General features: G+C 70.9%; 22 protein-coding genes. 9 read left to right on the top strand and 13 right to left on the bottom strand.

Going from position 1 to position 26596, the window contains the following annotated elements; genetic code table 11:
• Positions 1–82: 82 nt before the first annotated feature.
• The 3 genes from recD to recC all read right to left on the bottom strand — a co-directional run bounded on the left by recD (position 83) and on the right by recC (position 8934).
• Entirely contained in the window at positions 83–1981 is a 1899-nt protein-coding gene (gene recD, locus AB0H50_RS13600; RefSeq protein ID WP_357451026.1) for an exodeoxyribonuclease V subunit alpha, read from the bottom strand.
• Between the two features lie 49 nt (positions 1982–2030).
• Positions 2031–5444: a UvrD-helicase domain-containing protein gene (locus AB0H50_RS13595; RefSeq protein ID WP_357451023.1), complete on the bottom strand. Its 3414-nt coding sequence runs from the start codon at positions 5442–5444 to the stop codon at positions 2031–2033.
• Between the two features lie 142 nt (positions 5445–5586).
• Positions 5587–8934: an exodeoxyribonuclease V subunit gamma gene (gene recC, locus AB0H50_RS13590; protein ID WP_357451020.1), complete on the bottom strand. Its 3348-nt coding sequence runs from the start codon at positions 8932–8934 to the stop codon at positions 5587–5589.
• Between the two features lie 256 nt (positions 8935–9190).
• On the opposite strand from recC, the gene AB0H50_RS13585 reads away from it, so the two are divergent.
• Complete coding sequence (locus tag AB0H50_RS13585) at positions 9191–9397, top strand: hypothetical protein (protein WP_357451017.1); 207 nt, start codon at positions 9191–9193, stop codon at positions 9395–9397.
• A 152-nt stretch (positions 9398–9549) separates the two neighbouring features.
• Entirely contained in the window at positions 9550–10395 is an 846-nt protein-coding gene (locus tag AB0H50_RS13580; RefSeq protein WP_357451014.1) for a tat pathway signal sequence, read from the top strand.
• A 6-nt stretch (positions 10396–10401) separates the two neighbouring features.
• Here AB0H50_RS13580 and AB0H50_RS13575 read toward each other — a convergent pair whose 3' ends face one another.
• Positions 10402–11889, bottom strand: a complete 1488-nt coding sequence (locus AB0H50_RS13575; RefSeq protein WP_357451011.1) for a cytochrome P450 — start codon at positions 11887–11889, stop codon at positions 10402–10404.
• A gap of 231 nt (positions 11890–12120) precedes the next feature.
• Between AB0H50_RS13575 and AB0H50_RS13570 the strand changes: the two genes are divergently transcribed.
• Both AB0H50_RS13570 and AB0H50_RS13565 read left to right on the top strand, forming a co-directional pair.
• Positions 12121–13554 carry an NAD(P)/FAD-dependent oxidoreductase gene (locus AB0H50_RS13570; RefSeq protein ID WP_357451008.1) on the top strand — a complete coding sequence of 478 codons (1434 nt, stop codon included), beginning with the start codon at positions 12121–12123 and terminating at the stop codon, positions 13552–13554.
• Between the two features lie 172 nt (positions 13555–13726).
• Complete coding sequence (locus AB0H50_RS13565; RefSeq protein ID WP_357451005.1) at positions 13727–14500, top strand: hypothetical protein; 774 nt, start codon at positions 13727–13729, stop codon at positions 14498–14500.
• Between the two features lie 123 nt (positions 14501–14623).
• Here AB0H50_RS13565 and AB0H50_RS13560 read toward each other — a convergent pair whose 3' ends face one another.
• The 4 genes from AB0H50_RS13560 to AB0H50_RS13545 form a co-directional block, all read right to left on the bottom strand.
• The gene (locus AB0H50_RS13560; protein ID WP_357451002.1) at positions 14624–15340 is read right to left on the bottom strand and encodes an urease accessory protein UreD; all 717 of its coding nucleotides are present in this window, start codon (positions 15338–15340) and stop codon (positions 14624–14626) included.
• Positions 15341–15344: 4 nt separating this feature from the next.
• Positions 15345–16046, bottom strand: coding sequence for an urease accessory protein UreG (ureG, locus tag AB0H50_RS13555; RefSeq protein ID WP_357451000.1), 702 nt, complete (start codon positions 16044–16046; stop codon positions 15345–15347).
• Between the two features lie 27 nt (positions 16047–16073).
• Complete coding sequence (locus tag AB0H50_RS13550) at positions 16074–16724, bottom strand: urease accessory UreF family protein (protein ID WP_357450997.1); 651 nt, start codon at positions 16722–16724, stop codon at positions 16074–16076.
• A gap of 75 nt (positions 16725–16799) precedes the next feature.
• Positions 16800–17618 carry an SDR family NAD(P)-dependent oxidoreductase gene (locus tag AB0H50_RS13545; RefSeq protein ID WP_357451558.1) on the bottom strand — a complete coding sequence of 273 codons (819 nt, stop codon included), beginning with the start codon at positions 17616–17618 and terminating at the stop codon, positions 16800–16802.
• Between the two features lie 150 nt (positions 17619–17768).
• On the opposite strand from AB0H50_RS13545, the gene AB0H50_RS13540 reads away from it, so the two are divergent.
• Complete coding sequence (locus AB0H50_RS13540) at positions 17769–18500, top strand: hypothetical protein (protein ID WP_357450994.1); 732 nt, start codon at positions 17769–17771, stop codon at positions 18498–18500.
• Position 18501: 1 nt separating this feature from the next.
• On the opposite strand, the gene AB0H50_RS13535 is transcribed toward AB0H50_RS13540, so the two are convergent.
• A complete protein-coding gene (locus tag AB0H50_RS13535; protein WP_357450991.1) occupies positions 18502–19989 on the bottom strand; it encodes an MFS transporter in 1488 nt (495 codons plus the stop codon).
• A gap of 90 nt (positions 19990–20079) precedes the next feature.
• On the opposite strand from AB0H50_RS13535, the gene AB0H50_RS13530 reads away from it, so the two are divergent.
• The 3 genes from AB0H50_RS13530 to AB0H50_RS13520 all read left to right on the top strand — a co-directional run bounded on the left by AB0H50_RS13530 (position 20080) and on the right by AB0H50_RS13520 (position 22682).
• Positions 20080–20754, top strand: a complete 675-nt coding sequence (locus AB0H50_RS13530) for a TetR family transcriptional regulator (protein WP_357450988.1) — start codon at positions 20080–20082, stop codon at positions 20752–20754.
• A 34-nt stretch (positions 20755–20788) separates the two neighbouring features.
• The gene (locus AB0H50_RS13525; RefSeq protein WP_357450986.1) at positions 20789–21784 is read left to right on the top strand and encodes a zinc-binding dehydrogenase; all 996 of its coding nucleotides are present in this window, start codon (positions 20789–20791) and stop codon (positions 21782–21784) included.
• Between the two features lie 136 nt (positions 21785–21920).
• Positions 21921–22682 (top strand): TetR/AcrR family transcriptional regulator, encoded by a 762-nt coding sequence (locus tag AB0H50_RS13520; protein ID WP_357450983.1) that lies wholly within the window; start codon positions 21921–21923, stop codon positions 22680–22682.
• A gap of 25 nt (positions 22683–22707) precedes the next feature.
• Here AB0H50_RS13520 and AB0H50_RS13515 read toward each other — a convergent pair whose 3' ends face one another.
• On the bottom strand, positions 22708–23373 hold the full coding sequence (locus AB0H50_RS13515; protein WP_357450980.1) for an O-methyltransferase: 666 nt from the start codon (positions 23371–23373) through the stop codon (positions 22708–22710).
• A 162-nt stretch (positions 23374–23535) separates the two neighbouring features.
• Here AB0H50_RS13515 and AB0H50_RS13510 point away from each other — a divergent pair, with 162 nt between their 5' ends.
• Complete coding sequence (locus AB0H50_RS13510) at positions 23536–24396, top strand: SGNH/GDSL hydrolase family protein (RefSeq protein ID WP_357450977.1); 861 nt, start codon at positions 23536–23538, stop codon at positions 24394–24396.
• 12 nt (positions 24397–24408) lie between these two features.
• On the opposite strand, the gene AB0H50_RS13505 is transcribed toward AB0H50_RS13510, so the two are convergent.
• From AB0H50_RS13505 to AB0H50_RS13495, 3 genes are all read right to left on the bottom strand, one after another.
• On the bottom strand, positions 24409–25404 hold the full coding sequence (locus tag AB0H50_RS13505) for a hypothetical protein (protein WP_357450975.1): 996 nt from the start codon (positions 25402–25404) through the stop codon (positions 24409–24411).
• Positions 25401–25760, bottom strand: coding sequence for a hypothetical protein (locus AB0H50_RS13500; protein ID WP_357450971.1), 360 nt, complete (start codon positions 25758–25760; stop codon positions 25401–25403). The genes AB0H50_RS13505 and AB0H50_RS13500 overlap by 4 nt, the downstream gene beginning before the upstream one ends.
• A gap of 154 nt (positions 25761–25914) precedes the next feature.
• Positions 25915–26463: a YbaB/EbfC family nucleoid-associated protein gene (locus AB0H50_RS13495; RefSeq protein ID WP_357450968.1), complete on the bottom strand. Its 549-nt coding sequence runs from the start codon at positions 26461–26463 to the stop codon at positions 25915–25917.
• Between the last annotated feature and the right edge of the window lie 133 nt (positions 26464–26596).

Genomic DNA, 26596 nt, shown 5'->3' with positions numbered 1-26596 from the left:
GCGAGACAGCGCCTCGCGACAGCACCGCAACGGCGTGACCTTCTTCGACGAGACCGCAGCAGCTGCCGGCGAACAGCACCGGTCAGCGAGCCTCGCGCCGGGAGAGCCCGCTGGCGCGCAGCACCCTGCGGGCCACGGCCGCGCGGATGGCCTCGTCGGTGCCGATGACGCGCACGTGCTTGCGCGCCCTGGTGATGGCGGTATAGAGCAATTCCCTGGTGAGCAGCGTGGATTCGGGTTCGGGCAACACCACCGAGACCGTGTCGTACTGACTGCCCTGGCTCCGGTGGATGGTCATCGCGAAAACCGTGACCACCGCGGGGAATTGGGTGGGATGCACCAGATACGGTTCGCTGCCGCGCTGGAGGGCGGCACGCAGCGATCCGTCCGGCAAGCGGACGATGACGCCGGTGTCGCCGTTGTAGATGCGGGCCTCGTGATCGTTGGCGGTGACCAGCAACGGCTGGCCCGGATACCAAGCCGCGTAATGCGTGTCGGGTCCCGCGCCGGAGGCCGCCGCCCAGTCCGCGGCCATCCGGTCCCAGCGCTCCACGCCGAACGGACCCTGCCGGTGCGCGCACAGCAGCCGGTGCGATTCCAACGCGACCAGCGCGCCCGCCGCATCGCCGTTCAGTGCCGCGTCGGTGACCGCGCGCGCCGCCCGGACCACGTCCCCTCGCACCGGTGCCGTGTCCTCCGGCGCGCACAGTGACAGCTCCGGCCCGCCGGCGCGCAGCAGCTCCAAAGCCGCGTCGGCGTCCCCGGCCCGCACCGCGACGGCCAGGTCGGCGATCCGCCCGCCGAAACGCCGCCCCCTGGTGAGCCGGACGATGCCGCCGCGCAGCCTCGTTCGCTCCAAGGGGGTGAGCGCCTCCGTATCATGTTCCCGCGCAGCGGAACCCGCGCCGATGATCTCGTCGAGCACCGGATTCGGTTCGCCGACAACGGGTCCGGCGACCAGATCGGCGAGCACGGCGCCCGCGTCCACCGAGGCGAGCTGGTCCGGGTCGCCCACCAGGACCAGGCGCGTGTCGGGGCGCAGCGCGGCCAGCAGGCTGCTCATCATGGTGAGCGACACCATGGAGGTCTCGTCGACCACGATCACGTCGTAGGGAAGGCGGTTGAACTCGTGGTACTTGAACCGGGTGCGGCGGCCGCGCTGCCAGCCGAGCAGCCGGTGCAAGGTGGCGGCTGTCAGCTCGGGCAGACCGAGGTCGCCCGCCTGCTCGCGGACCGCCTCTTGGAGCCGCGCGGCCGCCTTGCCGGTCGGCGCGGCGAGCGCGATGCGCAGCGCGGCCGCCTTGGGATTCGCCCTGCGGTGCGCCTCCAGTAGCGCCAGCACCCTGGCGATGGTGTGCGTCTTTCCGGTGCCAGGACCGCCGGCCACCACGGTCGTCCAGTGCGTGGCGGCCAGCGCGGCGGCGAGGCGCTGGCGGTCCGGTCCCTCGCCGAGTGGACTGTCGAAGAGCCTGTCCAATTCCCGGCGCACCACCGCGACGTCGACTGTCGGATGGCCGGCCGCGCGTTCGGTGAGCACCCGCCGGATGGTCTGTTCCTGCTGGTAGTAGCGGTCCAGGTAGAGCAGGGTGCCGGAGTCGTCGCCACGCTGGGGCGGCACGAGCCGCAGCGGGCGCAGCGGTCCGGCCGCGCCGCCGCACACCAGCGGGCTGACCCGCAGCGCGGCCGTCACCGCGTCGATGTCCGGCCACGGCAGGGCCGCCGGATCGACGCCGGCACCCGCGTCCCAGTCCTCGTCCGCGTCGACGCCGATCTCGCGCATGCGGTTCAGCTCGAGGCATACCGAGCCCGACCGCACCGCGCGCACGGCCAGCGCCGCCGCGAAGAGCACCTCTTCCGATTCCTCGCGCCCGAGCCGCCCGAGCCGCACCGCGACGTGCACGTCCGCCGCGGACAACACCCCGGCCTCGTTGAAGATCCGCAGCAGGCCGGTACCGCGCTGCGCCAGCTGAATCGACGTCATCGGGCCTCCTCCGCGCCGCTGCGCCCGCCAGCCCCGCACTCAACCACCGTCATCGGACCTCCCCGGTTTCGCCCGCGAGCAGATCGGACAGCGCGGCGACCAGGGCGGCCGGTGGCGTCCAGTCGAAAACGCCTCGGCCGGGCGGTGTTTCGGGCCCCACCATGCCGCGCACGAACAGGTAGCGGCAGCCGCCAAGGTGCCGGGCCGGGTCGTAGCCCGGCAGCCGCCAGCGCAGATACCGGTGCAGCGCGACGGAATACAGCAACGCCTGCAGCGGATAGTGCGAGCGCAGCATCTCGGCGGTCATGCGCTCCCTGGTGTAGTGGTCGACGGTGAGGTCGCCCGCGCCGAGGCGGTTGGTCTTGTAGTCGACGACGACGAAACGCGGTGTGCCGGAGGGATCGTCGACGCGGAGCACGGCGTCGATGCTGCCGGTGAGGTAGCCGCGCAACTGGACGTCGTCCAAGCCGGCCAGCAGGTCGGCGTAGGAGGCCAGGTCGTCATCGGGTGACAGGTGCGCGCGCAGCAGGTCGGCGATGCCACGCAAAGTCGCCACGCCCGCGGCCGGAGCGTCGCCGCCCGCCAGCGGCAATTCGAATTCCAGTTCGGCGAGTCGATCGCGACGGGAAATATCGGCCAGACAACCGATTCCGAGCGGCGTGCGCAGCACCGCGAGCAGCGCGACGCCGAGCACGGCGGGATCGATCTCCGCCATCAACTCCTCGACGGCGGCGCGGCACCGCACGTGCACTTCGGTGTCGAGATCGGCCGCGTCGGTGTCGATCTCCTCCAGCACGCCGTGCACCAGCGTTCCGAACTCCGCGCCGTAGGGCAGGTCGTTCATCAGCGACGGCGCGGCCACGGTCACCGGTTCGGCAGTGGCGGGCGGCGGCGTCGACGGCTCGTCCTCCGGTCCACGCTCGCCCTCGGGCTCGGCGTCCACCGCCGGCTCGTGCGCACCCGCGGTGAGCGCGGAGTAGGAGGTGCGCCGCCAGTGCTGGTCCATGGACCGGTCGAAACGGGCCGCCGCGAGGTCGCCGGTGACCGGTTCGGTGCGCGCCCGGCGCGGCTCGACCTCCTCGGCCGGTGCGACCGCGGTCACCGAGATCGCCTCCGGCGCGGCGGCCGCCCATGCCGCCAGCATCGGCACCGCCTGCTGGTCGGCGGGTACCGCGGCCCGTCCCGGCACCGTCTCGCCGCCGTCGGGCCTGCCGAGGATCATGCGGTGCAGCGGCGCCGCCGCGGTGGTGATGGCGGGCGCCCACCAGGCCACGATCTGGCACATGGCGCGGGTCAGCGCGACGTAGAGCAGTCGCAGCTCCTCGCCCGCCTCCTCGCCTTCGCTGCGCAGCTTGCGCTCGGCGTAGCCCCCGGCCTCCTGCCCGCCCACGTCGAGCACGCGCGTGCCGTCGTCGTCGTGGAACAGCAGCGTGGCCGGGTACGGGTTCTTGGCGCTGTCCCACGCGAAAGGCAGGTAGACGATAGGGAATTCGAGTCCCTTGCTGGCATGCACGGTGGCGATCTGCACGGCCGCCGCGTCGCGATCGAGCCTGCGGGAGCGGTCGGCGACGACGCTCGCGGCGGGGTCGCGCACCTGGTCGGCCAGCCAGCGGGTCAACGCGGTGAGGCCGAACCCTTCGGTCAGCGCGACCTGGTCCAGCAGCTGGGCGATGTGCCGCAGGTCGGTGAGCTGGCGTTCGCCGTTCTCGATCGAGAGCAGCCGCGGCGCGAGACCGGCCTCGGCGGAAAGCTTTTCGAAGACCGCGGCGAATCCGGTGCGGGTGAACAGCCGAGCCGCCTCGCGCAGCTGCGCGCTCACCCGCCCGACGAGATCGGCTCCGCCGCTGTCGATGTCGGCGGCGGTGCAGCCGAGGATCGGCGTGCAGGCGGCCAAGCGGACGCGGTCGGAGCGGTGCGGCTGCTCCAGCGCGCGCAGCACCCACAACCAGTCGGTGGCGCTCGGCGTGCCGAAAACGCTGGTGCCGCCCGCCAGTACGGAGGCGACGCCCACCCGGTCCAGCGCCGCGCGCACCACGTCGATCTGGGATCGCGTGCGGACGAGCACGGCGATGTCACCGGGACCGACAGGACGTCGGACGACACCGTCGTTCTCGTTGTCCGCCACGTCTTCTCGCGCCGGATCGGATTCGGTACGCGGCTTCGGCGCCGGAACGGTCACCCGCACACCGGATTCGAGCAGGCGCACGACATCGGCGGCGAGGTCGTCGGCGACCTTGGCGCGCTGGCGGCCGACGGACGGGAACCCCGACTTGTTCAGCGGGCCCGCGCCCGTGCGCGGCAGGCACCGCACCCGCATCGGGGTGACGAGTTCGGCGGGCCCGGTCAGCCGTGACCATGGACGCGTCGCGGCGACCGGATAGACGGTGATCTCGGGATGCCCGAGCGCCGCACCGCCCTGGACGCGTTCCAGCGCGGCCAGCAGTCCGGCGTCGCTGCGCCAGTTGGTGGTGAGCTCGCTTCGCCGGTCGGCATGCCCGACCGCATCCAGGTAGCTGAGCACCTCGGCGCCGCGGAAGGCGTAGATGGCTTGTTTGGGATCTCCGACCAGCACCAGGGTCGTCTCGTCGTGGAAGGAGCGGCGCAGGATGTCCCACTGGAGCGGGTCGGTGTCCTGGAATTCGTCGACGAGCGCCACCCGGTAGCGCTCGCGGATGCGCGCGCACGCGACGGGGCCGTGGTCGGGATCGGCGAGCACGTCGTGCAGCAGCACCAGCAGGTCATCGAAATCACGCAGCCCCGCAAGGCGTTTGCGGCGTTCGGTCTCGGCGCGCACGGCCTCGGCGAAGGCCACCCGCTCGCCAGCGGGCCCCTCCGCGCGGGGGACGAGGCGGGCGTGCCGGTCGCGGACCGCCGCCAGCGCGAGTGTGTGCGCCTCCTTCAGCGAGAACGGTGGCGTGTCGCGCGCGTAGCGGTGCAGATAGAGATCGTCGGCGACCGTGCCGACCAGCTCGTCGACCGATTCGACCAGGCGGGCGCCCGGATCGTGTTCGCCCGCCAGCCCGAGTTCGTCGAGCATGCGCTGACAGAAGCTGTGCGTGGTGGCGATGGTGCCCGCGTCGAAATCCGAGAGCGCGGCGAGCAGCCTGGCCCGCCTGCGCCCGACCTCCGCGGCGTCGGCGTCGGCCAAGTGGCGGACCAGGTCGTCCGAATGCGCCTGTGCCGCCGCGGGATCGGCCAACGCCGCCGCCACCGCCACGAACCGGTCGCGAGCCCGTTCGCGCAGCTCTTGCGTCGCGGCCCGGCTGAAGGTCACCAGCAGCAGCTGGGCGATGTCGACGCCCGCTTCGGCCACGTAGCGCACCGCGAGCCCGACGATCGCGTGGGTCTTCCCGGTGCCCGCGCTGGCTTCCAGCACTGTCGTGCCGGTGGGCAGCGGACCGTACGGATCGAACGGCGCGATCGCCTCCGTCGCCGGGGCAAGGACGGCGTCTTGAACTGTCATGCCACGCACCGCCTTTCGCCCTGCCGCCACGCATCGTCGATCCGGGCGTCGCACGGCCGCCTGAAGAAATCGCACCACGCCGCCGACGGAAGGCCGGAAGACACGCCGTGGCGCACACGAATTCCGAGGGACGCCACCGCGATCACGGCTGCCCCTGGCTTTCAGCGCCGAGCAGCGGCGCCCACAGGCGACGCGCCATCGCGCCGAATCGGGTGGTCTCCCCCGGCTCCCCCGCCGGGGCGGGCACGTCCATCAGGTGTTCCAGCCGCGGCGCCGAGCCCCACACGTAGCGCAAGTGGCGGTCGGTGTGATCCCCGAAAGCACCGGGGCCGTTGGGTCCGCCGTTGAATTCGCGTTCGGCCGCGGCGAAGGCCTCGTCCGCGGTGGCGCCGCGGAAGCGCCGCTCGGCGTAGGCCGCGGTCGCGGCCGGCGCGATGGGGAGCGGTTCGCACAGGCCCGCGTCCCGCAGTCGCACCAGTTCGCGCAGGATCGCCACGGCGGCAGGGGCATCCGGTGCGATGAGCACGGATCGCCATGCGGGACGGCCGAATTGGCCGCGCCCCGTTGTGACCGCGCGCCAGGAACGGTCCTCGGTGGCCGCCAGCGCGAGCAGCGCGACCCACGCGGCGATGCGATGTTTCGGCGCGAGGCGGGAAAACGTGGTGCGCACCAAGGTTTCCCCGCGCACCTCCGGCACCGTGCCGGTGAGCCTGCGGCCGTTGCCCAGATCGATGGCCACGTCGACGGCCCTGGCCTGGCCCTCGTAGTCCGGCAGCGAGGCGCGTACCAGCTTGTCCACGGTGTGCTCGATCTCGTCGAGCACCGCGCCGCCGAGCCCGAACGGCGGCAGGGTGCCGCGCCGCCATTCCGCGGCGCGCAGCGCGTTCGCGTCCGCGCCGGTGAGCCGCGCGGTGAGCATCCGTTCGCCCAGTTCCCATTTGGCGAGACCGTCGAGTTCGATGGGCAGCCGGTCGGCGATGTCCTCCTCGTGTTCCGGGACCCGCAATCCGAGCCGCTGCCACAGAAAGGCGCGCACCGGATGTTCGGCGAACGACATCAGGTCGGCCAGCGCCACATCCGACGGTTCCGGTGCGGGCAGCGCTTCCGGCAGGAACGCCGGACGCGACTCGGGCGGGCGGCCCGCGGCCAGCGCACCGGCCAGCGCGACCGTGTCGAAGCTGAACGGGCGCTCGGCGTGAAAGTTGCGGCGGTCGAAGCCTTGCAGCGGGTGTCGGGTGAGCACCGCGTCCATTCCCGCCGCGCCGACGTGGGCGCGCAGCGCGTCGAGCAGTTCGGCGACCGGAATCGCGGGCGGGCGGTGCACGCCGCTGACCGGGTCGGCGCCGGTGTGGAACAGCAGCAGCTTCTCGCGCGCCGCCAGCACGGCGTCCAACAGCAGCTGCCGGTCCTCGCTGCGCGGATCCCGTTCGCCGAGCAGCGGATTGCGGGCGAGCACGTCGTCGCCGTCCACTCCGCCCGCGCGCGGGAACACGTCGTCGTCGAGGCCGAGCAGCACCACGACGCGGTGCGGCACCGACCGCATCGGCACCATGGTGCAGACGGTGAGCTCGCCGGTGCGGAAGTTGGCGCGGGTCGGCTGGGCGGCGAGCCTGCTCGACAGCAGCACCGCCACATCGGCCAAGCGCAGCGGCACCTCACCCGCGTGGTCGGTGGCCGAGGCGATCTCCCTGCGCGCCTCGGTGCGCACCCACGCCTGACTGTCGGGGACATCGGTGAGCAGGTCGAGCGCTCGACCGAGCACGGCGGCCCATTCGCGCGCGGGACGCGGCCCGCGCAGATCACGCAGGCACACCGCGAGCCGATCGATGAACTCGGCGAACCGGCCGGCCAGATCGACGTCGTTGCTGTCCACGTCGTCCAGCGGCAACACGAGATCGAGCCAGTCGTCGGCGGATTCGTCGGCGGTGACGCCGAGCAGGATCCGGTCGACCGCGCCGTTCAGCGTGTTCTGCGCGAAATCGGCCAGCCCGAACGCCTGGCGCTGCCGCTGCCCGATGGCCCATCGCGCTCCCGATTCCGCCGCCCAGCCGCGCAGCCGTTCGATCGCGTCGTCGTCGAATCCGCAACGGCGACGGACGGTTTCGGACGCGGCGAGATCGAGCACCTGGGTGACCGTTACGCGCCCGTCGGCCATCTCCAGCAGCACCTCGATCACCGCGAGCAGCGGATTGGTCACGCCGCGACCGCGGTCGGCCAGCCGGACCCGCAGCAGGTGTGCGGGATGCGCCGCCTCCTGCGTCGTCTCACCCGATCCCGCGCGGGAGCCGAAGGCGGCGCGCACCAGCGGCGCGTACGCCTCGACCTCGGGACACATGATCAGCACGTCGCGCGGTTCCAGCGTGGGATCGGCCGCGAACAGGCCGAGCAGGCATTCGCGCAGGACCTCCACCTGCCTGGCCGGTCCGTGGCAGGCGTGTACCCGCACGCTGTCGTCGGCGGGGACGAGTTCGGCGGGCGGCCATGCGTCGTCGCGAATGCCCGCCTGCAACGCGGCCAGCAGCGAAGGGGGTGTCGCGTCCCGCGCCGATCCGGGAAGACACGTATCCGATCCGCCGGCGGCCGGTCCGGTCAGCCGTTGCTGCAACTCGCGTACGTCGCGCCCCAGCCCGGCGAGTAGCGGATGACGCACCGCCGGCCCGGAACCGTCGGCGACACGCGACATCGCGGACGGCAGCCGCGCGATCTCCGACCACATGACCGGGCTCGGGTGCGCCAGCCACAGGTGCACGTCCCGCGCGTGGCCGAGCGCGTCGAGGACGGCCAGCTGGTCGGCGGGCAGCCGGGTCACCCCGAACAGTGAAAGTCGTTGCGGCAGTTCGACGAGATCGGGTTCGGCGCGCAGCAGCGCGCACGCCGCGTCCAGCCGTTCGGCGGGGCTCGGCGCGCCGATCTCGGCACGCAGCCGCCGCCACAGCGTCGGCTGCCAGAGCAGATCGCCTGGCACCCGGCGGCCCGCCCCGTCGGTGTCGTCGCCCGCCGCCCACTCGGTGATCAGGGCGGGGCGCTGGGCGCCGTACCCGTCGAACAGCCCGCACAAGTGCGCCGCGGTGGCATAGCGCCTGCCTATCCGGTGATCGCGGCCCGCGGGTTCGGCGCCGCCCAGGTGGCGCGCCAGCACCGCGCACCACGGCTCGCCGAGCGCGGCGTCGATCACCCGGAGCAGCGTCCACACGGTGCGCTGCGGCGACCACGGATCGTCGTCCTGCGCTATCCCGGTGCTCGCCGCGAGCGCCTCGGCGACCAGCGCCGACGGGGACGGGAATCGGATGTTCGCCGCGACACCGTCCCGGCCGCCCGCCGAGACGCCGAGCACCGCGGACAACCGCTGGGTGAGCCAGCGCTCCACGCCTTTGGCGGGCACGGCGACGATCTCCGCCGCGAACGGATCCGGCTGCGGCGTCGCCAACAGCTCGGCGAGCGCGTCCGCCAGGGCGTCGGCGCGCTCGGCCCGGTGGATGTGCAGCGGCATTGCACGTTTATACGCCAGCGACCGTCGCGCAACCGCGCCGCCCCGCCCGGTCAGGAGTGAATTGAGCCACACGGGAACGGAATACTGCGCCGTGTCACGCCGAACCGGTCGGACCCGTGTGCGACAGTGCTCGTGCCTGCGCCCCGCCGGCGCTCGGCTCCGGCACGCGCACGGCGCGCAGGCACATGATTCACTCACTTCGTTCGCTCATCCGGGGAGGAATGGGAGAGCTGCATCGAAAGGCTGGTTCGCATTCATGAATGCGATGGTGATTCCCCTGCTGCCGAGAGACGGGTTCATGGTCCGCCGTGTCGGCGAACGATGGGAACTGGTCAACTCACGCCACTACGGCCGCACCGCCGTCCTGCACAGCTGGCCGCGCGACCGCCACACCGAGGCGTTCGAGCACTGCTACCGGCTCAACGGACGCACCGTCGAAGAACTTCGCGCCGCCTTCCACTGACCGCGGTCCCGCGAAACACGCTGCGGTACAAGCGCGCAACGATCGCCGTAACACACCGGGCTGCCGAGCTCAAGACGTGCGTCCGCGGCGCGGATGTGCGATCGTGGTCCCTCGTGCGTTACCCCATGGCCCCCACCCGGACAGTTCCCCGCGTGGCCGCATCCGCCTGTGTCCTGGCAGCGGCGGCGATCCTGATCCCGACCGCGCCCACCTTCCTCACCGGTGCCGCGGCGCCGAGCGCCTACGCCGCGCCCGGCTGCCGCGTCGGCTTCGACTGCGATATGAGCAGCCGGATCGCCGCGGTAGACGCCTACCTGAAGACGCGGCCCGGCGTCACGGGTTACGTCGTCCGCGACCGGGTGACCGGCGGGGTGTACGCGAACGAGCACGCGGAGGACTCCGTGTGGACCGCCTCCACCATCAAGCTCGCGATCGCCGCCGACCTGCTGAACCGGGCCCGCGTCGGCGCCATCGGGCTCCCGCCCGAGGACCGCGGCCTGCTCGAGTCGATGCTCGCCACCTCCAACGACGCCGCCGCCGACCTGCTCTGGAACAAGTACGCGGGCCCCGACCGGATGGCCTACAACAACGCCTTCCGCGCCAACGGCATGGTCTCGCTCATCCCCCAGCCCACCAGCACCGCGCTCTTCCCCGACTGGTCGTTCCAGAAGTGCACCGCCGCCGACCTGGACCGGCTGATGGATCACGTGCTCACCGCGATGCACCCCGACGACCGCAACTACCTGCTCGATCGGATGCGCTCGGTCGACTTCAACCAGCACTGGGGCGTCTGGGGCGCCGGCGCGCGGATGCGGCCCGGACTCAAGAACGGCTGGTCGGCCGAGCAGGGCGGCTGGGTGGTCAACTCGGTCGGCTTCGCGGGCCCCGACGAGCGGTACACCCTGGCGATCATGACCTCGCTGGGCGACGCCGGTGGGTACACCGAGGGCGCCGAGACCGACACCAAGGTCGCGGAGATGCTGCTCGCCGGTCGCTGACCGGTCCTACCGCCGACGGCGCAGCAGCATGGGGGCGCCGTCGCGCGGGAACGGAATCGTGGTGAATCCCCACGGCATTCGATAGTCGTCGGGGATCCGCCACTCGTATTCGCGCACCATCGCGGCGATCAGGGTCTTCACCTCGAAGGTGCCGAAGTGCATGCCGATGCACTTGTGGGCGCCGGCGCCGAAGGGCAGCCAGGCCAGCCGGTGCGAGTGGTCCTCGCGGCGCGGTTCGGCGAATCGCAGCGGGTCGAACACCTCGGGACGCGTCCACAGCTCGGGCAGCAGATGGTTGACCTGATAGGCCAGGTCGACGGCGGTGCCCGCCGGAATGTAGTGGCCGAGGATCTCCGTGTCGCGCACGGCACGGCGCACCAGGCCTGGCACCGGCGGCATCAACCGCAGCGACTCCTTGACCACGAGGTCTAGCTCGCCCAGGCGGTCCAGATCCGCGATGGTCGTTGCGGCGTCGCCGGTTTCGGCGTCGGCCGCGAGCACCTCCGCGCGCACCCTGCGCTGCCATTCCGGATGTTTGCCCAGGTAGTAGGCGACGGCGGTGGCGGTGGTCGTGGTGGTGTCGTGGGCGGCCATGATCAGGAAGATCATGTGATTCACCACGTCGGCGTCGGTGAACACCTCGCCGTCCTCGCTGCGGGCATGGCACAGGCCGGAGAAGAAGTCGGGGTCCTGGGAGCGGCGTTTGGCGGGCAGCATCTCGGTGAAATACCGCTCGAGCACCCGCCTGCCGCGCAGGCCGGCGCGCCAGTGCCCGCCCGGGATCGGGTGGCGCACGATCGACAGACCGGCGTGCGTGCAATCGACGAAGGCGTCGACGAGTTCGCGCCGCTGCGGCCCGACGTCGACGGCCATGAAGGTCTCCCCCGCGATCTCGAGTGTCAGCTCCTTGATCGTCGGGTACAGCCGCACGGTCGCGCCGTCCCGCCCCGGCGGCACCCAGCGGGCGACCGCGGCCAGCGCGACCGGCGTCAGCGTAGCCAGGTGCGCCGCGAGGCGGTCCCTGGTGAAGGCCTGCTGCATGATCCGGCGATGGAACATGTGTTCGTCGAATTCGAGCAGCAGCAGCCCGCGCCGGAAGAACGGGCCGATGAAATAGTCCCAGCCCTGACCGAAATCCCGGCGTCGCTTGCCCAGCACCTCGTCGAGCGCCTCCGGTCCGGACACCAGCACACGGTCGACGCCGAGCGAGGTGTTCAGCGACACCGGTCCGTAGCGGCGGTGCCGCTCCATCATCTCGGCCGGGCCCCAGCGCATGTAGTGCAGCGCGCGACCCAGATAGGGCAGCCCGATATCGCCGCGCACCGGGACGGTCGCGCTGCCGCGCGGCGGAGCGGCCAGCACACGGTGGCGTTCGGGCAGCCTGCGCAGCATGCGATCGATGACACCCGTCTCGGGAATGTCGATGAGATACGCGTTCTCCGATACGGCATGCACGCTGCGATTTCGGACGGCGACCCGGTCTTCGGCGACCATCGAACACCTCCCTGAACGACAGCATCTATCGTATTCTCTTCTTCGCAATCGTTCAGGCGGATCGGCGACGGTGGCTTCACATCTCCACCCCGCCGATCGTGAGGTTCCGCACTACTGCACGCCCGGAACGGGGATCTCGTCGTGACGGTCCAGGGCGAGCCGACTACGGTTGAAGCTTGTCGATAACCGTTCGCGGGGGAACCAGCCCCCCGATTGTCGAGGAGCAGGACGATGAGCACTCAGTCTGTGGAGAACCGTCGCCACAGGGTGGTGGTGATCGGCTCGGGCTTCGGCGGCCTGTTCGGCGCCAAGCACCTCAAGCGCGCCGACGTGGACATCACCCTGATCTCCAAGACCTCGACCCATCTTTTCCAGCCACTGCTCTACCAGGTCGCCACCGGCATCCTCTCGGTCGGCGAGATCGCGCCCGCCACCCGGCTCGTGCTGCGCAAGCAGCGCAACTGCCAGGTGCTACTAGGTGATGTCATCGACATCGACCTAGCCGAGAAGACGGTCACCTCGCGGCTGCTGAACCAGAGCACGGTCACCCCGTTCGACAGCCTGATCGTCGCCACCGGCGCGCAGCAGTCGTACTTCGGCAACGACCGGTTCGCCACCTACGCCCCCGGTATGAAGACCATCGACGACGCGCTCGAGCTGCGCGGCCGCATCCTCGGCGCGTTCGAGGGCGCGGAGCTGGCGACCAGCCAGGAACTGCGCGACCGGCTGCTCACCTTCGTGGTGATCGGCGCGGGACCGACCGGCGTCGAATTGGCCGGGCAGATCGCCGAACTCGCCGATCGCACGCTCGAGGGCACCTTTCACAACATCGATCCGCGCGATGCCAGAGTCATCCTGATCGAGGGCGCGGGCGCGGTACTCGGCCCGATGGGCCCCAAACTGGGCGGCAAGGCCCAGCGCAGGCTGGAGAGCATGGGCGTGGAGATCCAGCTCAACGCCATGGTCACCGACATCGACGCGCACGGCGTCACGGTCAAGGACTCCGACGGCACGATCCGCAGGATCGAATCCGCGTGCAAGGTCTGGTCGGCGGGCGTGCAGGCGAGCCCGCTGGGCAAGATGCTCGCCGAGCGCTCCGAGGGCACCGAGGTGGATCGGGCCGGGCGCGTCATCGTGGAGCCCGACCTCACCATCAAGGGCCACCCCAACGTCTTCGTCGTCGGCGACCTGATGTCCGTGCCCGGCGTACCGGGCCAGGCGCAGGGCGCCATTCAGGGCGCCACCTACGCCGCCAAACAGATCAAAGCCGGGCTCGAGGGCGAATCGCCCGCAGACCGTAAGCCGTTCAAGTACTTCAACAAAGGCAGCATGGCCACCGTGTCGCGGTTCAGCGCCGTCTGCCAGGTCGGCAAGCTGGAGTTCGGCGGGTTCGTCGCCTGGCTGGCCTGGCTCGCGCTGCACCTGTACTACCTGGTGGGCTACCGCAGCCGGATCATCACGGTGATCCAGTGGTTCGTCACCTTCCTCGGGCGCACCCGCGGGCAGATGGCCGCCACCGAGCAGTGGGTGTTCGCGCGACTCGCCTTGGAACAGGTCAACGAGGATCAGCAGGAGGCCGACGAGCTCGCGGCCGCCCTCGGCGCGCCGCCCGCGAGCAACGGCCGCGCGCCGGGCAAAACGGTAACCGACCGCGCGGTCTCCTAACTCTCCGAGAGACTTCTGCTCGCCACCCTTCCTCGGGTGGCGAGCTTTTTCACACCTCCGGCCGTGTCAAGCGGCCGCGATTCACTTGTCGTGCTGCGGATTTCGACCAATCCGTGTTGCGTTCGGGTCCGAATGTGGGACGTCGGGCAATGTCATCCACGAGAGGTGAGTTATGGGCACAAACAAGCACGGAGCTCCCAACCCGCAGCGGCGGACGATGGGCTCGATGGTCGCGGCGGCCGCGGTTCCGCTGGTGTTGGCGCTCGTCGGCACCGGGACGGCGAATGCCGAGCCCGCACAGTCGAATACGGTCTCCCAGCCCGAGCAGGCGAAGCAGTGGCCCGCGGCCGATGCGCCCAACGTCGTTCCGTACGAGGGCTTCGTCATTCCGGACGACATCCACAGTTCGCTGCAGTGGGCGCGGCCCGCGCCGGAGCAGAGCTACCTCGCGCCGGTCGGTGTGCTGCACCCGCCGGTCCCGGTGGCACCGGTGCCGCCGATCGCGCCGCCGCCGGGCCGGTTCCGCTTCGGCGACGTCACGGTGCCAACTCCCGGCTGGATCGGCCACGAACAGGCGATCCAGATCAACGACGCCGCCGCAGTGGCCGAGGCGAATCTCACGACGTTCCTCGACTCGGTCGGTATGGAGCGCAGCCGGTCCGACCGCATCGCCGCGCAGACCCTCGGCACCGCGGCCATGGGCGCCGCGCAGGGCGCCGCATCGGCGGTGCCGATCGCGATCAGCGCGGGCGTGATGGGCGCGACGGTCGGGCTGGCGGCCGGTGCTCCGTTCTTCCCGATCGGCCTCGTCGCGGGACCGGTGCTCGGCGCTGCGGTCGGCGCCGCGGCGGTCCTCATCCCCGCCGCCATCGTCGGTGCGGCTGCCGGTGCGGCAGTCGGCGCGGCCGGCGGTTTCGTCGCCCCCGCGCGGGTTCTCGGCGACTGAACGCGCGGCACGCGCTTCCGGCTGGAAAGGTGTTTCCGGAAGGCAGAGAGCGGGGCGGGGTTTCGACGCCAATGTCGGAGCCCCGCCCTTTCGGCGTCAGCGGGAAGTCGTGGCCACCACATGTCAGCCGGGCGGCTGACCACCGGCCGACATCGAAACCGTTGTCCCACTCGGTGTCTGTGGGCTCGCCGTCGCGCTCAGCCGTGGCCCCACCGCGGTGAACAGGCTCCCGCCCGCGGCGAGCGGCAATCGCGCCGCGGTCAGTCCGAAGGTCTCGACGGGCCGATCGTCGGGGTAGACGAGTTCGCTGTCGAGTGCGCGCGGAGTCGCGAGCGCGTCGTCGGTGGCGGTGTGCGCCCCCAGTTCCAGACGATGGCGCAGCAGCGGCAGATCCGCCAGATCGGCGATCAGGTCACCGCGCCACGCGCCGCCATCCTCGTCCGCACGGCCGATCTGCACGCGTTCGCGCAGACGCAGGCGGGCGCCCGCCGCGAGCAGCACGGTGGTGACCGCGCGGTGGTCGGCGCCACCTGCCACGATCGTCGGCTCGGTCTCCACGTCCAGTTCGCCGCCGTCGGCGACCTCGAAACGCCAGCGCGCGATCGACATTCGGGTCGCGACGCCGGGGAGCGCGATGGTCGCCGCGACCGACCGCAGCGCGAGCCGGGCGCCGGGGCCGACCGCGACCGCGACGTCGATTTCGTCGCCGCCCAACGGGGTGGCGGCGGTCCCGATCAGGTGCACGGTGTCCGGTCCCGTCCGGCGGGCGGCCAAGCCGCCGGACGCGTGGATCTCCGGGAGCGTGCCCGCCGCCGCGACGATTCTCAGCTCCGTGCGCAACGGTTCACTGCGCGTCGGCGGCCGCGGCCAGGGCCGCCGCGGCGAGTTGTTCGCGCACCCACGCCAGCACCGGGGTGGCGGCGGGGTCCTCCGTCAGGGAGAGCATCGCGGTTGGCCTGCCCTCGCGCACCGTGGCCGCGTCGCGCTCCATCACCCCGAGATCCGCGCCGACCAGCGGGGCGAGGTCGGTCTTGTTGACCACCAACAGGTCCGAGAAGGTGACGCCGGGGCCGCCCTTGCGCGGCACCTTGTCACCGCCCGCCACGTCGACGACGAAGATCTGCGCGTCGATCAGGCCGGAGGAGAACGTCGCGGTGAGGTTGTCGCCGCCGGATTCCACCAGGATCAGATCCAGCGGCGGGTTGGCCGCGATCAGGTCGTCGATGGCGTCCAGGTTGGCGGTGATGTCGTCGCGGATGGCGGTGTGCGGGCAGCCGCCGGTCTGCACGGCGGCGATCCGCTCGTCCGGAAGCACCGCGTGGCGGCGCAGGAAGTCCGCGTCCTCGGTGGTGTAGATGTCGTTGGTCAGCACGGCCAGCGACAGTTCCTCGCGCAGCTGCCTGCACAGCGCCGCGACCAGCGCGGTCTTGCCCGAGCCGACGGGACCGCCGATGCCGATGCGCAGCGGCTCCCCCGGTGTCCGCTCCCGTTTCGGCCGGTCGTGCGAATGATCGTGCGGTTCACCGTCGATCAGGTGCGGTGGCATGCGAGCATCTCCTCTCTCGACAACGTGTCAGCTGGCGAACAGCGGCATGTCGCGGTGACGGTGCCGCTCGGCGAGCACGTCTTGCAGCGGATCGGACAGCGCGGCGAGACCGCAGGCGGCGTCGGCCGCGGTGCGGTCGCAGAGCTCGGCCAGCCGGACGGTGCAGGCGGCGACGGCGGCCGGATCGAGCGCGAGCAGCCGCTGGGCGGCGGTGGCGGCGCCGGTGAGGGTGGTGTAGACGACGACGTCGGCCGTCTCGCGCGGACCGATCGCGCAGGCGCGCCCCACCGCGCCGAACACCGTCGGCAGGTGCGGACGTGCCGCGAGCTCGGCCCAATCATGGTGTGGCCAAACGTGTTTGGCCAACCGCAACAACCCGCGACCCTGCGCGCGCGAGGCCGCCCGCGCCGCCGGTGCTGGGGTGCGCGCGTCAGCCTCGGCGTCGGCGCGGTGCGGGTCGAGTTCCCCCGCGCACACTGCGGCGGCGAGCGAGGCCGCGACCAGACCCGAGGTACGCACGCGACGGCGCAGGTAGGCCTCGACGGACGCGATATCGCGTACCAGCCCCGAGACGACGGCCTCCTCGACACCGCCGGAGTGCACGTGCCCGCCGATCGGCAGCCGCGAGTCCGCCAGCGCGAACAGCGTCGCCGGACTCGTCGCACCCGCTTCCCGCATCGCTCGATCCTAGGCCTACCCCCGCCTTCCCTCCCTCCGTGCGCGGGATTTTCCGACCATCTACCTCCGGCCGCGTCAGGCCGCGCCGCGCCGGAAGGCTCGGGCCAGGAAGTGCTGGGCACGGACCCTGGTGAGGCCGGTCCAGACCTGGATCGGCGTCGACCACCAGGGGGCGATCTCGACCGGTTTGGCGGTGACGGCGTGGCAGACGAGGTCGGATGCCTCGTCGACGGTGAGGCCGGGCACCCGGCTGAAGTCGGTGGGCGCGCTCATCCTGGTGTGCACGAGCGGCATGTAGATCGACGTGGTGGTCAGGCCGTCGGCGGCGATCTCGGTGGCGACGCTGCGCAGCCACACGTCGAAAGCCGCCTTCGATGCGCCGTAGGCGGCCCACCTCGGGGCGGGCGGCATGAGCACGCCCCAGGTCGACATGTTGACGATGTGCCCGCTGCCGCGAGAGCGCATGGCGGGCAACAAGGTCAGCAGCAGGCGGACCGGACCGAGATAGTTCACGTCGATGGTGCGCGTGAAATCGTGGAAGCGGTCATAGGATTCGTCGATCGGGCGGCGAATCGACTTGCCCGCGTTGTTGATCAGCACATCGATGTGGCCGTGCGCGGCGAGCAGCTCGCGCGCGAGACGATCCACCGCGTCCATGTCGGTGATGTCGGCCGGATAGGCGTGTGCGACGCCGCCCGCGGCGGTGATCTCGGCGGTCAGCCGCTCGAGTTCGCCCGCGGACCGGGCGACGAGCAGCACGGTCGCGCCCGCGGCGGCGAGTTTGCGGGCGCTGGCCTTGCCTATCCCGTGCGACGCGCCGGTCACCAGCACGTTGCGTCCGGACACCGCGGCGCGCAAGTCTCTTCCGGAGGGACGCGAGGTGGGGTACAGCAGCTTGACGGCGACCCGCTCCGCGAGCGGACGCCCGGTTGTGCGCTGAGTCTCGGACACCTCACCAATGTATGGCGCGCTGGGGGTTTCTACCCCGGACCCGGCGTAGAAACACGGCGGTGCGGCGGGCGGCCGGTGCGGGAAGATTCGACGATGTCGTCGCAACCTTCCCAACCGGTGGGTCTCGGGGCCTGGATCGCCCGGGTCATCGCCCTCGTGGTGCTCGTCCCTGTTCGGCTGATCTGGGAGGGCGTGCGTCTGCTCGGGCGCGTGCTCGCCGCCGCGCTCCGGTACTTCGTCACCCGGCTGCTCGCGCCCGTCGCCCGGTTCGTCTGGTATTGGGTGATTCGTCCGATCTGGTTGTTCGTCAAGGACTTTCTGTGGGGCTGGCTGCTCCAGCAGGTGCTGTGGGGCTTGGTGCTGACGCCGTTCGTCGCGCTGCTGCTCGACTACGTCCTGCGACCGCTGCGGCAGGCCGTCGAGCGCTGGCTCTGGCGCACGGTGCTACGGCCCGGGCTGGTCTGGTTGTGGCGCGCTGTGCTGGAACCGCTGCTCGGCCTGCTGCTCGCGGCGATCTACTGGCTCGGCAAGTGGTTCGTGGTCTGGCCGCTGGTGCAGCTGTGGCGATGGGTGCTGCGTCCCGTGTGGCTGCTGCTGCGCGCGGTGCTGACCTACGCCTGGCGGGTGGCCACCGTGCTCGTCGGGGTGCTGGTCGTGACGCCGTGCCGGTTCGTCTACCGCACCGTGCTGCGCCCGGCGCTGCACGTGATGGCCGCCGTGTGGGTGGCGATCGTCGTGCGCCCGCTGCGCTGGGTGCACGACAACGTCGTCACGCCGGTCAATCGGTGGGCCGCCGAGATACTGACGGGCGTGTTCGGCCGCTGACCTATCCGGCGCGAGCGGGCCGCCGGGTGGCCACCCAGGCCACGATCGCCATCAGCACCAGCAGACCGGCGCCGACGGTCGTCGCGACGTGCATGCCGTCCACGAACGACGCCTGCGCGCTGCGCGTCAGAGCGTCGTCGGCGCCCTGAACGGTCTCGCCAAGCGTCGAGGCGTAGTCACCGCCGGAACGGAAGACCAGCGCGGCGAGCGAGCCGAGCAGCGCCAGCCCGAGGGCGTTGCCGAGTTCGAAACTGGTCTCCGAGATCCCGACCGCCGAGCCGGCGCGCTCCGGCGGCACCGACGACACCGCGACATCCGACACCAGCGTGAACGCGAGGCCGTAGCCGACGCCCGCGATGGTGGAACCCGCCAGGTACCAGCCGATCCCGCCGTCCACGCCGACCCCGAGCAGCATCAGGTTGCCCACCGCGGAGGCGAGCAACGCCAGCACGAAGGTGGCGCGGACGCCGATCCACTGCCCGACGCGCGCGCCGCTCATCGAGCAGATGAACACCGCGACCGCCATCGGGATGCCGAGCAGCGCCGCGGCGAGCGGATCGCGACCGGTGACCGATTGCAGGTAGATGCTGGTCAGATAGCTCAGCGCGGCCAGCGACATCATGCCGACCAGGCTGGAGCCGATGGCGACGGAGAACTGCGCGCGGCCGAATAGCCGCAGGTCGAGCAGTGGCTCGGCCAGCGTGCGCTGCCTGCGCACGAAGACGAACAGCGCGGCGACGCCGATCAGTCCGATGACGATCGCGTCCGCGTCGATGCCCTCCGCGGCCGCGTGCTTGATCGCGTAGACCACCGGCAGGATGCCGCCGATGGACAGCGCCACGCTCGGCAGATCCAGCGGGCCCAGCACCCCCGCGCGGTGCTCCGGCAACAGGAGCGGCCCGAACGCCAACAGGATCAGCAGTACCGGCAGGTTGATGAGGAAGACCGAGCCCCACCAGAAGTGATGCAGCAGCAACCCGCCGATGATCGGCCCGACCGCGGACCCGCCCGCGAAGAAGGCCGTCCACACGCCGATCGCGGCGGCCCGCTCGCGCGCGTCGGGGAAGAGACTGGAGATCAGCGCGAGGCTGGACGGCAGCAGCGTCGCGCCGCCGATGCCCATCAGCGCCCGCGCCGCGATCAGCACGCCCGCGGTGGGCGCGAGGGCGGCCAGTACCGAGGCGATGCCGAACACGGTGGCGCCGGCCAGCAGGATGTTGCGCCTGCCGATCCGGTCGCCGAGGTTGCCCATGGTGATCAGCAGGCCCGCGATGAGGAAGCCGTAGATGTCGAGAATCCACAGCTGCTGGGCCGCGGAGGGGTCGAGGTCGACGGTGAGCGTCGGCATGGCCAGGAACAGCACCGAGATGTCCATCGACACCAGCAGCACCGGCAGCAGCAGCACCCCGAGCCCGAGCCAGGCGCGCCGTGAGCCGACAGCGACGGGCCCCGCACCTTCGGCAGGCCGCACTGTCTCCACGTCTGTCATCCGATTTCCTCTCCCGTGTCGCGTACGCCGTACGCGTGAGTCCGGGTACAGTGTACGCACCCGGGCCCTGAATCGAAAGAAAGTCATGGGATGACCGAGCCGAAGCTGCACCGCGCCGCCATCGTCGACACCGCGATCACGCTCGCCGACGAGGAGGGCTTGGACGCGCTGTCCATGCGCCGCATCGCCGACCGGATGGGCGTCGGCGCGATGTCGCTGTACCGCCACATCGCGAACAAGGACGAACTCCTCGCGGCGATGACCGACGAGGTGACCCGCCGACATCCCTATCCGAGTGCGCAGGGGCAGGGCTGGACTTGGCGCGACCGGGTCCGCATCGCCGCCGAGATCGACTGGGATCTCTATCAGCGGCACCCGTGGGTCATCCTCACCTTCGCCATGCCCCGCTACAGCTTCGGCCCGCACAGCATGGCGTGCCTCGGCTGGCTGGTCGAGGGCTTCCGGGAGCTGGACGTCTCCGCGCGCGAGGCGCTGCAGATGGCGTTCTCGGTGTGGAACTACATCTCGGGCGCGACGCTGCCGCAGATCAGCTCGGCGCTGATGACGCGCAAGGGTATAGACACCCACGGCGACAACGGACTACGCGCGCTGCTCGAGGGCGCCCCGAGCTCGCCGGTCCCCGACGGGCTCGCCGAATTGCTTGGCGCAGGCGTCAGCGATCTGACCTCCGAAGAACTGCTCTTCCTCGGCTTGGAGGCGTTGTGTGACGGGTTCGCCGCCCGGGTTCGCCACCGCACGACTTGACCTCAACCCAGCTCGAGGTCGCAAGGTGGTCACCATGCACGCGATTCGACTGCACGCCTTCGGGCCCGCCGAAAACCTCAGCTACGACACCGTTTCCGAGCCCGAGCCGGGGCAGGGACAGGTCCGCGTCGCCGTCGCGGCGGCGGGAGTGCACGTCGTCGACACCGCGCTGCGCAGCGGCATGCCGGGACCGTATCCGCTGCCGGAGTTGCCGACCGTGCCGGGCCGGGAGGTCGCGGGCGTGGTGGATCTCGTCGGCGCGGACGTCGACCCGCACTGGATCGGGAAGCGGGTGGTCGCCCATCTCGGCACAGCACCCGGCGGCTACGCCGAACTCGCGGTCGTGGATGTCGCCCGGCTGCACGAGATTCCGGAGAATCTGGATCCGGCCGAGGCGGTCGCGATGATCGGCACCGGTCGCACCACGATGGGCATCCTGCAGTTCGCCGAGGTCGGGCCGGAGAGCGTCGCGGTGGTGACCGCCGCCGCCGGCGGCATCGGCACCCTGCTGGTGCAGTACCTGAAAGCCAACGGCGCCACCGTGATCGGACTCGCGGGCGGACAGCCGAAGGCTGCGCGGGTGGCGGACAACGGCGCCGACATCGCCGTCGACTACCTCCTGCCCGACTGGCCCGACCGGGTTCGCGCCCACCTCGGCGATCGCGGCGCGACGCTGGTTTTCGACGCCGTCGGCGGCGAGACCGCCAGGGCCGCCGTCGATCTCCTCGCCAAGGGCGGCAGCCACTTGATCTACGGTTTCGCCGGGAAGGGGCCGAACGACGGCGTGGCGCTGACCTTCACCGACGACGAGCTCGCCGAACGAGGCATCACCTCCCAGGTCGTGCTCGGGCCGCCGATGCTGCGGCAGGTCGGCGGCGACATCCGCGTCCTGGAGGACCGCGCCATGGCGGAGGCGGCCGCCGGACGGCTGCGCCCCGCACTGCAACGCTTCGAGCTTGCCGACGCCGCCGCCGCGCACCGCGCCATCGAAACCCGCGCCACCATGGGCAAAGTCGTGCTGATCCCCTGATCGGCGCGCCTGCACCCGATCGGAGACGATCGCGTCGCCCAGCCCGGCCCCAACTCCACAAGGAATCAGATACGTTGTAGAGAGTTAGCAAGGGCTGTATGCGGGCACGGGAAGCCCGATCGGAGATGATGGCGGCATGGACTACAGCGGAAGCGGCGACCCCCAGCGCACGATCGAGCTGCTCTGGGGGCGCACGCCGCGTCCGAAGCGTGGCCCGAAACCCAAGCTGACCGTCGACGACATCGCGGAAACGGCGATCCGGCTCGCCGACCTGGAGGGACTCGCCGCGGTCACGCTGCGTCGCGTCGCCGACGACCTCGGTGTCACCGCGATGTCGCTGTACGGGTACGTCCCGAGCAAGGCCGAACTGCTCGACCTCATCGCCGACCGCGTCTACCGCGACTACCCGATGCCCGACGGCGCGCCCTCCGGCTGGCGCCCGCGGCTCGAGACCATCGCCCGCGCGAATCGCACGATGTACCTGACCCATCCCTGGCTGCTGCAGATCGCGGCGAGCAGGCCCATCCCCGGTCCGCACCTCACCGCGAAGTACGACTACGAGCTCCGTTCCATCGATGACCTCGGCCTGTCCGACACCGAGATGGATCTCGTCGTCACCCTGGTCAACGACTACGTGCGCGGCGCCGCCCGCACCGCCGTCGACGCCGCGCGGGCCGAGTCCGAGACGGGCCGCACCGACCGGCAGTGGTGGGACGCGTACGGGCCCGCACTCGCCGAGGTCCTCGATCCCGCCCGATTCCCCACCGCCGTCCGGGTGGGCGGGGCGGCGGGCGCCGAGTACGACGCCGCGTACGATCCCGACCGCGCCTTCGAATTCGGGCTGCACCGCCTACTCGACGGCTTGGAGCGTTTCGTCGACACTGCCGAGCACCGGTGAACTCGAAACTTGTTCTGCTGAGCGCCTACTCGTTCACGACCGCGTAGGCGAAACCGTCCCAGCCCTTCGCGCCGACGGTCTGCAGCACCGTCGCATCCAGACGCGGTTCGGCCGCGAGCATTTCGACCAGCTCGCGGCTCGCCCGCACCATCGGATCGTCCGACGCGCCGTCCGCCAGCGCGCCACCGCGCACCACGTTGTCGACGATGATCGCCGAGCCGGGCCGGGTCAACCGCAGCGCCCAGCGCACATAGTTCGAGTTGTTCACCTTGTCGGCGTCGATGAACACCAGATCGAACGGCTCGAGCTCCTCGGCCTCGAGTATCGGCAGGCTGTCCAGCGCCGCGCCCACCCGGATGTCCACCCGGTCACCCACGCCCGCCTCGTCGACGTTCGCGCGCGCCACCTCCGCGTGCCGCGGCTCGAATTCGAGGGTGATCACGCGGCCCGCCTTCCCCACCGCCCTGGCCAGCCAGATCGTGCTGAACCCGCCGAGTGTGCCGATCTCGAGCACCCGCCGCGCTCCCATCGACCGGGCCAGCAACGACAGGAACTTCCCTTGCGCCGCAGACACATCGATCGCGGGCAGACCCGCCGCCGCGTTCGCCGCCAGCGCGGCGGCGGTATCGGGATCGCGCACCAGATTGTCCACGAGGTAGGCGTCGACGTCGGCCCAGTCAGAAGTCGTCATACCTGAAGTCTGCCACCCGAAGTCGTCGAAAACCGGTCGCCCGAGGTCCGGGTAGCAGTAGAGTTTGCCAACAAACAGAGACCAGTGCGTCTCACTTTATCCGAGCCTCACCGCGCAGTACCAACCGACGCCGACCCGACCGAAACCGGAGCACCATCGACCATGACGACCGTCCGGAACCGCTCGCGCGCCATCGCCGTCGCCGCGGGCTTGCTCACCCTCTTCGCGGCGGCGATGCACGCCCCGGCATCGGCAGCCCCCGCCGACGGCGGAGCCGACTACGTGGCGCTCGGCGATTCCGGCGCCGCGACCACGGGTGTCCAGCGGTTCGATGCCGGCGCCCCGCTCCGGTGCGCACGCTCCACCGCCAACACCCCCAAGCTGGTCGCCGCCGATCTGGGCCTCCGGCTCGACGACCGCACCTGCAGCGGGGCCCGCATCCCGCACCTGACCACCAGCCAAGGTCCCGGCATCGCACCGCAATTCGACGGGCTCGGTCCGAACACCCGGCTGGTGACGGTGCACATCGGCGCGAACGACACGGAAATGACCGGGTTCGTCGTCGCCTGCCACACGGCCGGGCTCCGCGGCGGCGTGTGCGCCGACCCGGCGTGGGATCCCGCGATCGACAAGATCTTCGCCGCGTATTCCGCCGCGCTGCAACAGATCACGGCACTCGCCCCGAACGCGAAGATCTTCGTGGACGGCTGGCCGCTGTATGTCCGCGACGGGGGCTGCCCCGCGCTGATCGGCCTTCGTCCGGAGGACGCCGCCGTCGTGCAGCGCGCGTTCGACCGGTTGAATTCCGTAGTCGCCAGGGCCGCAACCGAATACGGAGCGACCTATGTCGACACCCGCACCCCCTCCGCGGGCCACGACATGTGCGCACCGGAGGGCGTCCGCTGGTTCGATCCGCTCGTGGCCACCGAGACCCTGGTCCCCTACCACCCGACCCTGACGGGCATGCGCGGCGTCGCCGACATCGTCGTGGCGGCGGTGCGCGCTTCCGGATTCGAGGACTGACCGGAGCTTCGGCTACACGCCCGCCTCGGCCGTCTCGTTCTCGATTCCGACGACCGCCGTGACCATCTGAACGAGATTGCGGAACAGCGCGCCGAGGCTGATGAGTGCCGAGGCCATCTTCACGAGCATCTGCGAGACGGTCATGGTGGCGGCGGAGATCTCGAAGACCGCGCGGGCGATGAGCCCGGGGGACGCGGTTCCCGCGGTGGCGATGAGGATGGCCGCGATCTCGACCAGAATCCCGGCGAGGTTACCCAGGATCTCGGTGACGATGCCGCGGACCCCGTCGACCACCTTCGACATCTTCTCGTTCACCCCGCTGAGCAGATCTGCCAACGCGGCCTCGGCGATGATGTCGGCGATCAGGCTGTCGGCCTTGGCGCGATACGCGTCAGCGGCCGCGCCGACCCATCGGGCGAGGTCGTCGGCCACCGCCGCGGTCCACGTCACCGCCACCTCGGCCAGCTTCTCCGATGTGGCGCTCCAGGATTCGGAATACGCGGTGACCATGCCCGGATTGCCCGCGAGCGAATCGAGCGCTTTGCGCATCGGTTCGACGTGTTCGAGCACCCACCCCATCAGCATCGAGCCGAGGTAGTCGAAGGGGTCGAATTCGGCGAGAGTGATCCCCTTCGAGATGTCGGCGGCGATGTTCGCGGCGTCCTTCAGGCTGCCTGCCGCGCCCCATGCCTGGAGAGCGCCCGCAGCCTTGCTGGAGCCGTCGCCGAACACCTTGTGCAGGCCCTCGAACATGTCGCCCGCCGGCGTACCGGCGAGGATGCCCGCGTTCGGGTTCTCCGTCTCGCCCGCCGCGTTCGTGGTCTGCCCGCGCGGCACACCCACATTCCGCAGGAACGGGTTTCCCTCCCGGTAGTACTCCTCGCGGAAGTCGACACCCGACCGGAGCAGTTCGTTACCCTCCGGTCTCGCGGCGTCGTCGAAGAGCATGTTCGGAACGTTGATCTGCGCCTCGTCGAGGAACTTCCCGACCTGTGTCTGCTCGGTCATCGCATCACACCTCCCTCCGATGCGATCTGTGCTGTCTGCTGATCGGTGGCGTGCTTGCGGTCGCGGTCCTGGCCTTCGAAGGTGTCGGCGACATAGCGCAGTTTCTGTGGCATCGTGCCCGCTTCGTCGCTGAGCTTGCCCAGACTGTCGACGATCCGATCGTGGATCGGGTCCAGGGCAGACACCGCGTAAGGCCGCACGAGCAATCCGTAGCCGTCGTCGGCGTGCGCGAGATACGACGCGGCCTCGAGGGCCATGCCCAGTCCCGCGAGGACTGCCTCGACCTTCTTCGCGTGCGCGCGAGTCCCTTCGGGGTCGAACTCGATGCCCGCCATCGCCACAGCACCCTCCCTCATCCGTTGCGACTGGTTGCCGACCGTCAACTCCTCATCGATGCGCGGAACGCGAGACCGGCATCGGGTTCGTCATCGTCTAGGACGCGACGGATACACCGCCGGTTCCCTCCCGTGGCGAATTTCTCGCGGGGCCGCCGAGACGACGTCGCGCGGCTCACTCCAGCCAGGACTTGCGGCGGTAGTACAGGTCGTCCTCGTCCGGTTCGTCCGGCGTGAAAGTCTGATCGCGGTCGGGCTTACGGGTGCTATGGGATGGCTGGGCGGGCGCGGGCGGCGGAGCGTAGGTGGCGGGCGGCGTGTACACCGGCTGCGCGGGAGCAGGCGGTGCGACAGGTTCGGGATCGGGGAAGCGCGCGGCGTACTGGCCGACGATGGCCTGCCCCGCGCCGTCGTCGCCGACCATGTCGTGCACGAGATCGGTGACCTGGTTGCGCAGCCGGGCCTGGGCGCGGCGGGTGCAGGCCATGAGCTCGGCGGCGACGGCGGCGGGGTCCATGCCGCGGGTGGCCGCGGCGAGGGTGATGCCGGTGGTGACACCGTTGGCGTCGACCGTCACGCTGATCCGGTTGTCGGCCGAGCTCTCGGTGACCGACAAAGTCTCCATCCTGCCTTGCAGGTCTTGGTACTTCTGCGCCGTACGTTCCAGATTCTCGGCCCATCGGGCCAATTCGTCGGCGGCCTGGCTCGGGTCGTTGCCCAGCACTCGCGTCCCCTTCCACGCAGTGACAGCTCGGTCGCCCGGGCATCGGCGGAATGGCCCGGGAGTTCGTTCGCAGCACCTTACCCAGCCCGACGCGACGCGGCCGCCACAAGGCGCGATGATTTTCCCAGCCGAA

Source organism: Nocardia sp. NPDC050793, from assembly GCF_040654065.1.
In the GTDB taxonomy this organism is placed as follows: Bacteria; Actinomycetota; Actinomycetes; order Mycobacteriales; family Mycobacteriaceae; genus Nocardia.
Note: the sequence above shows the minus strand (reverse complement) of the source record. Positions and strands in the feature narration are given on the sequence as shown.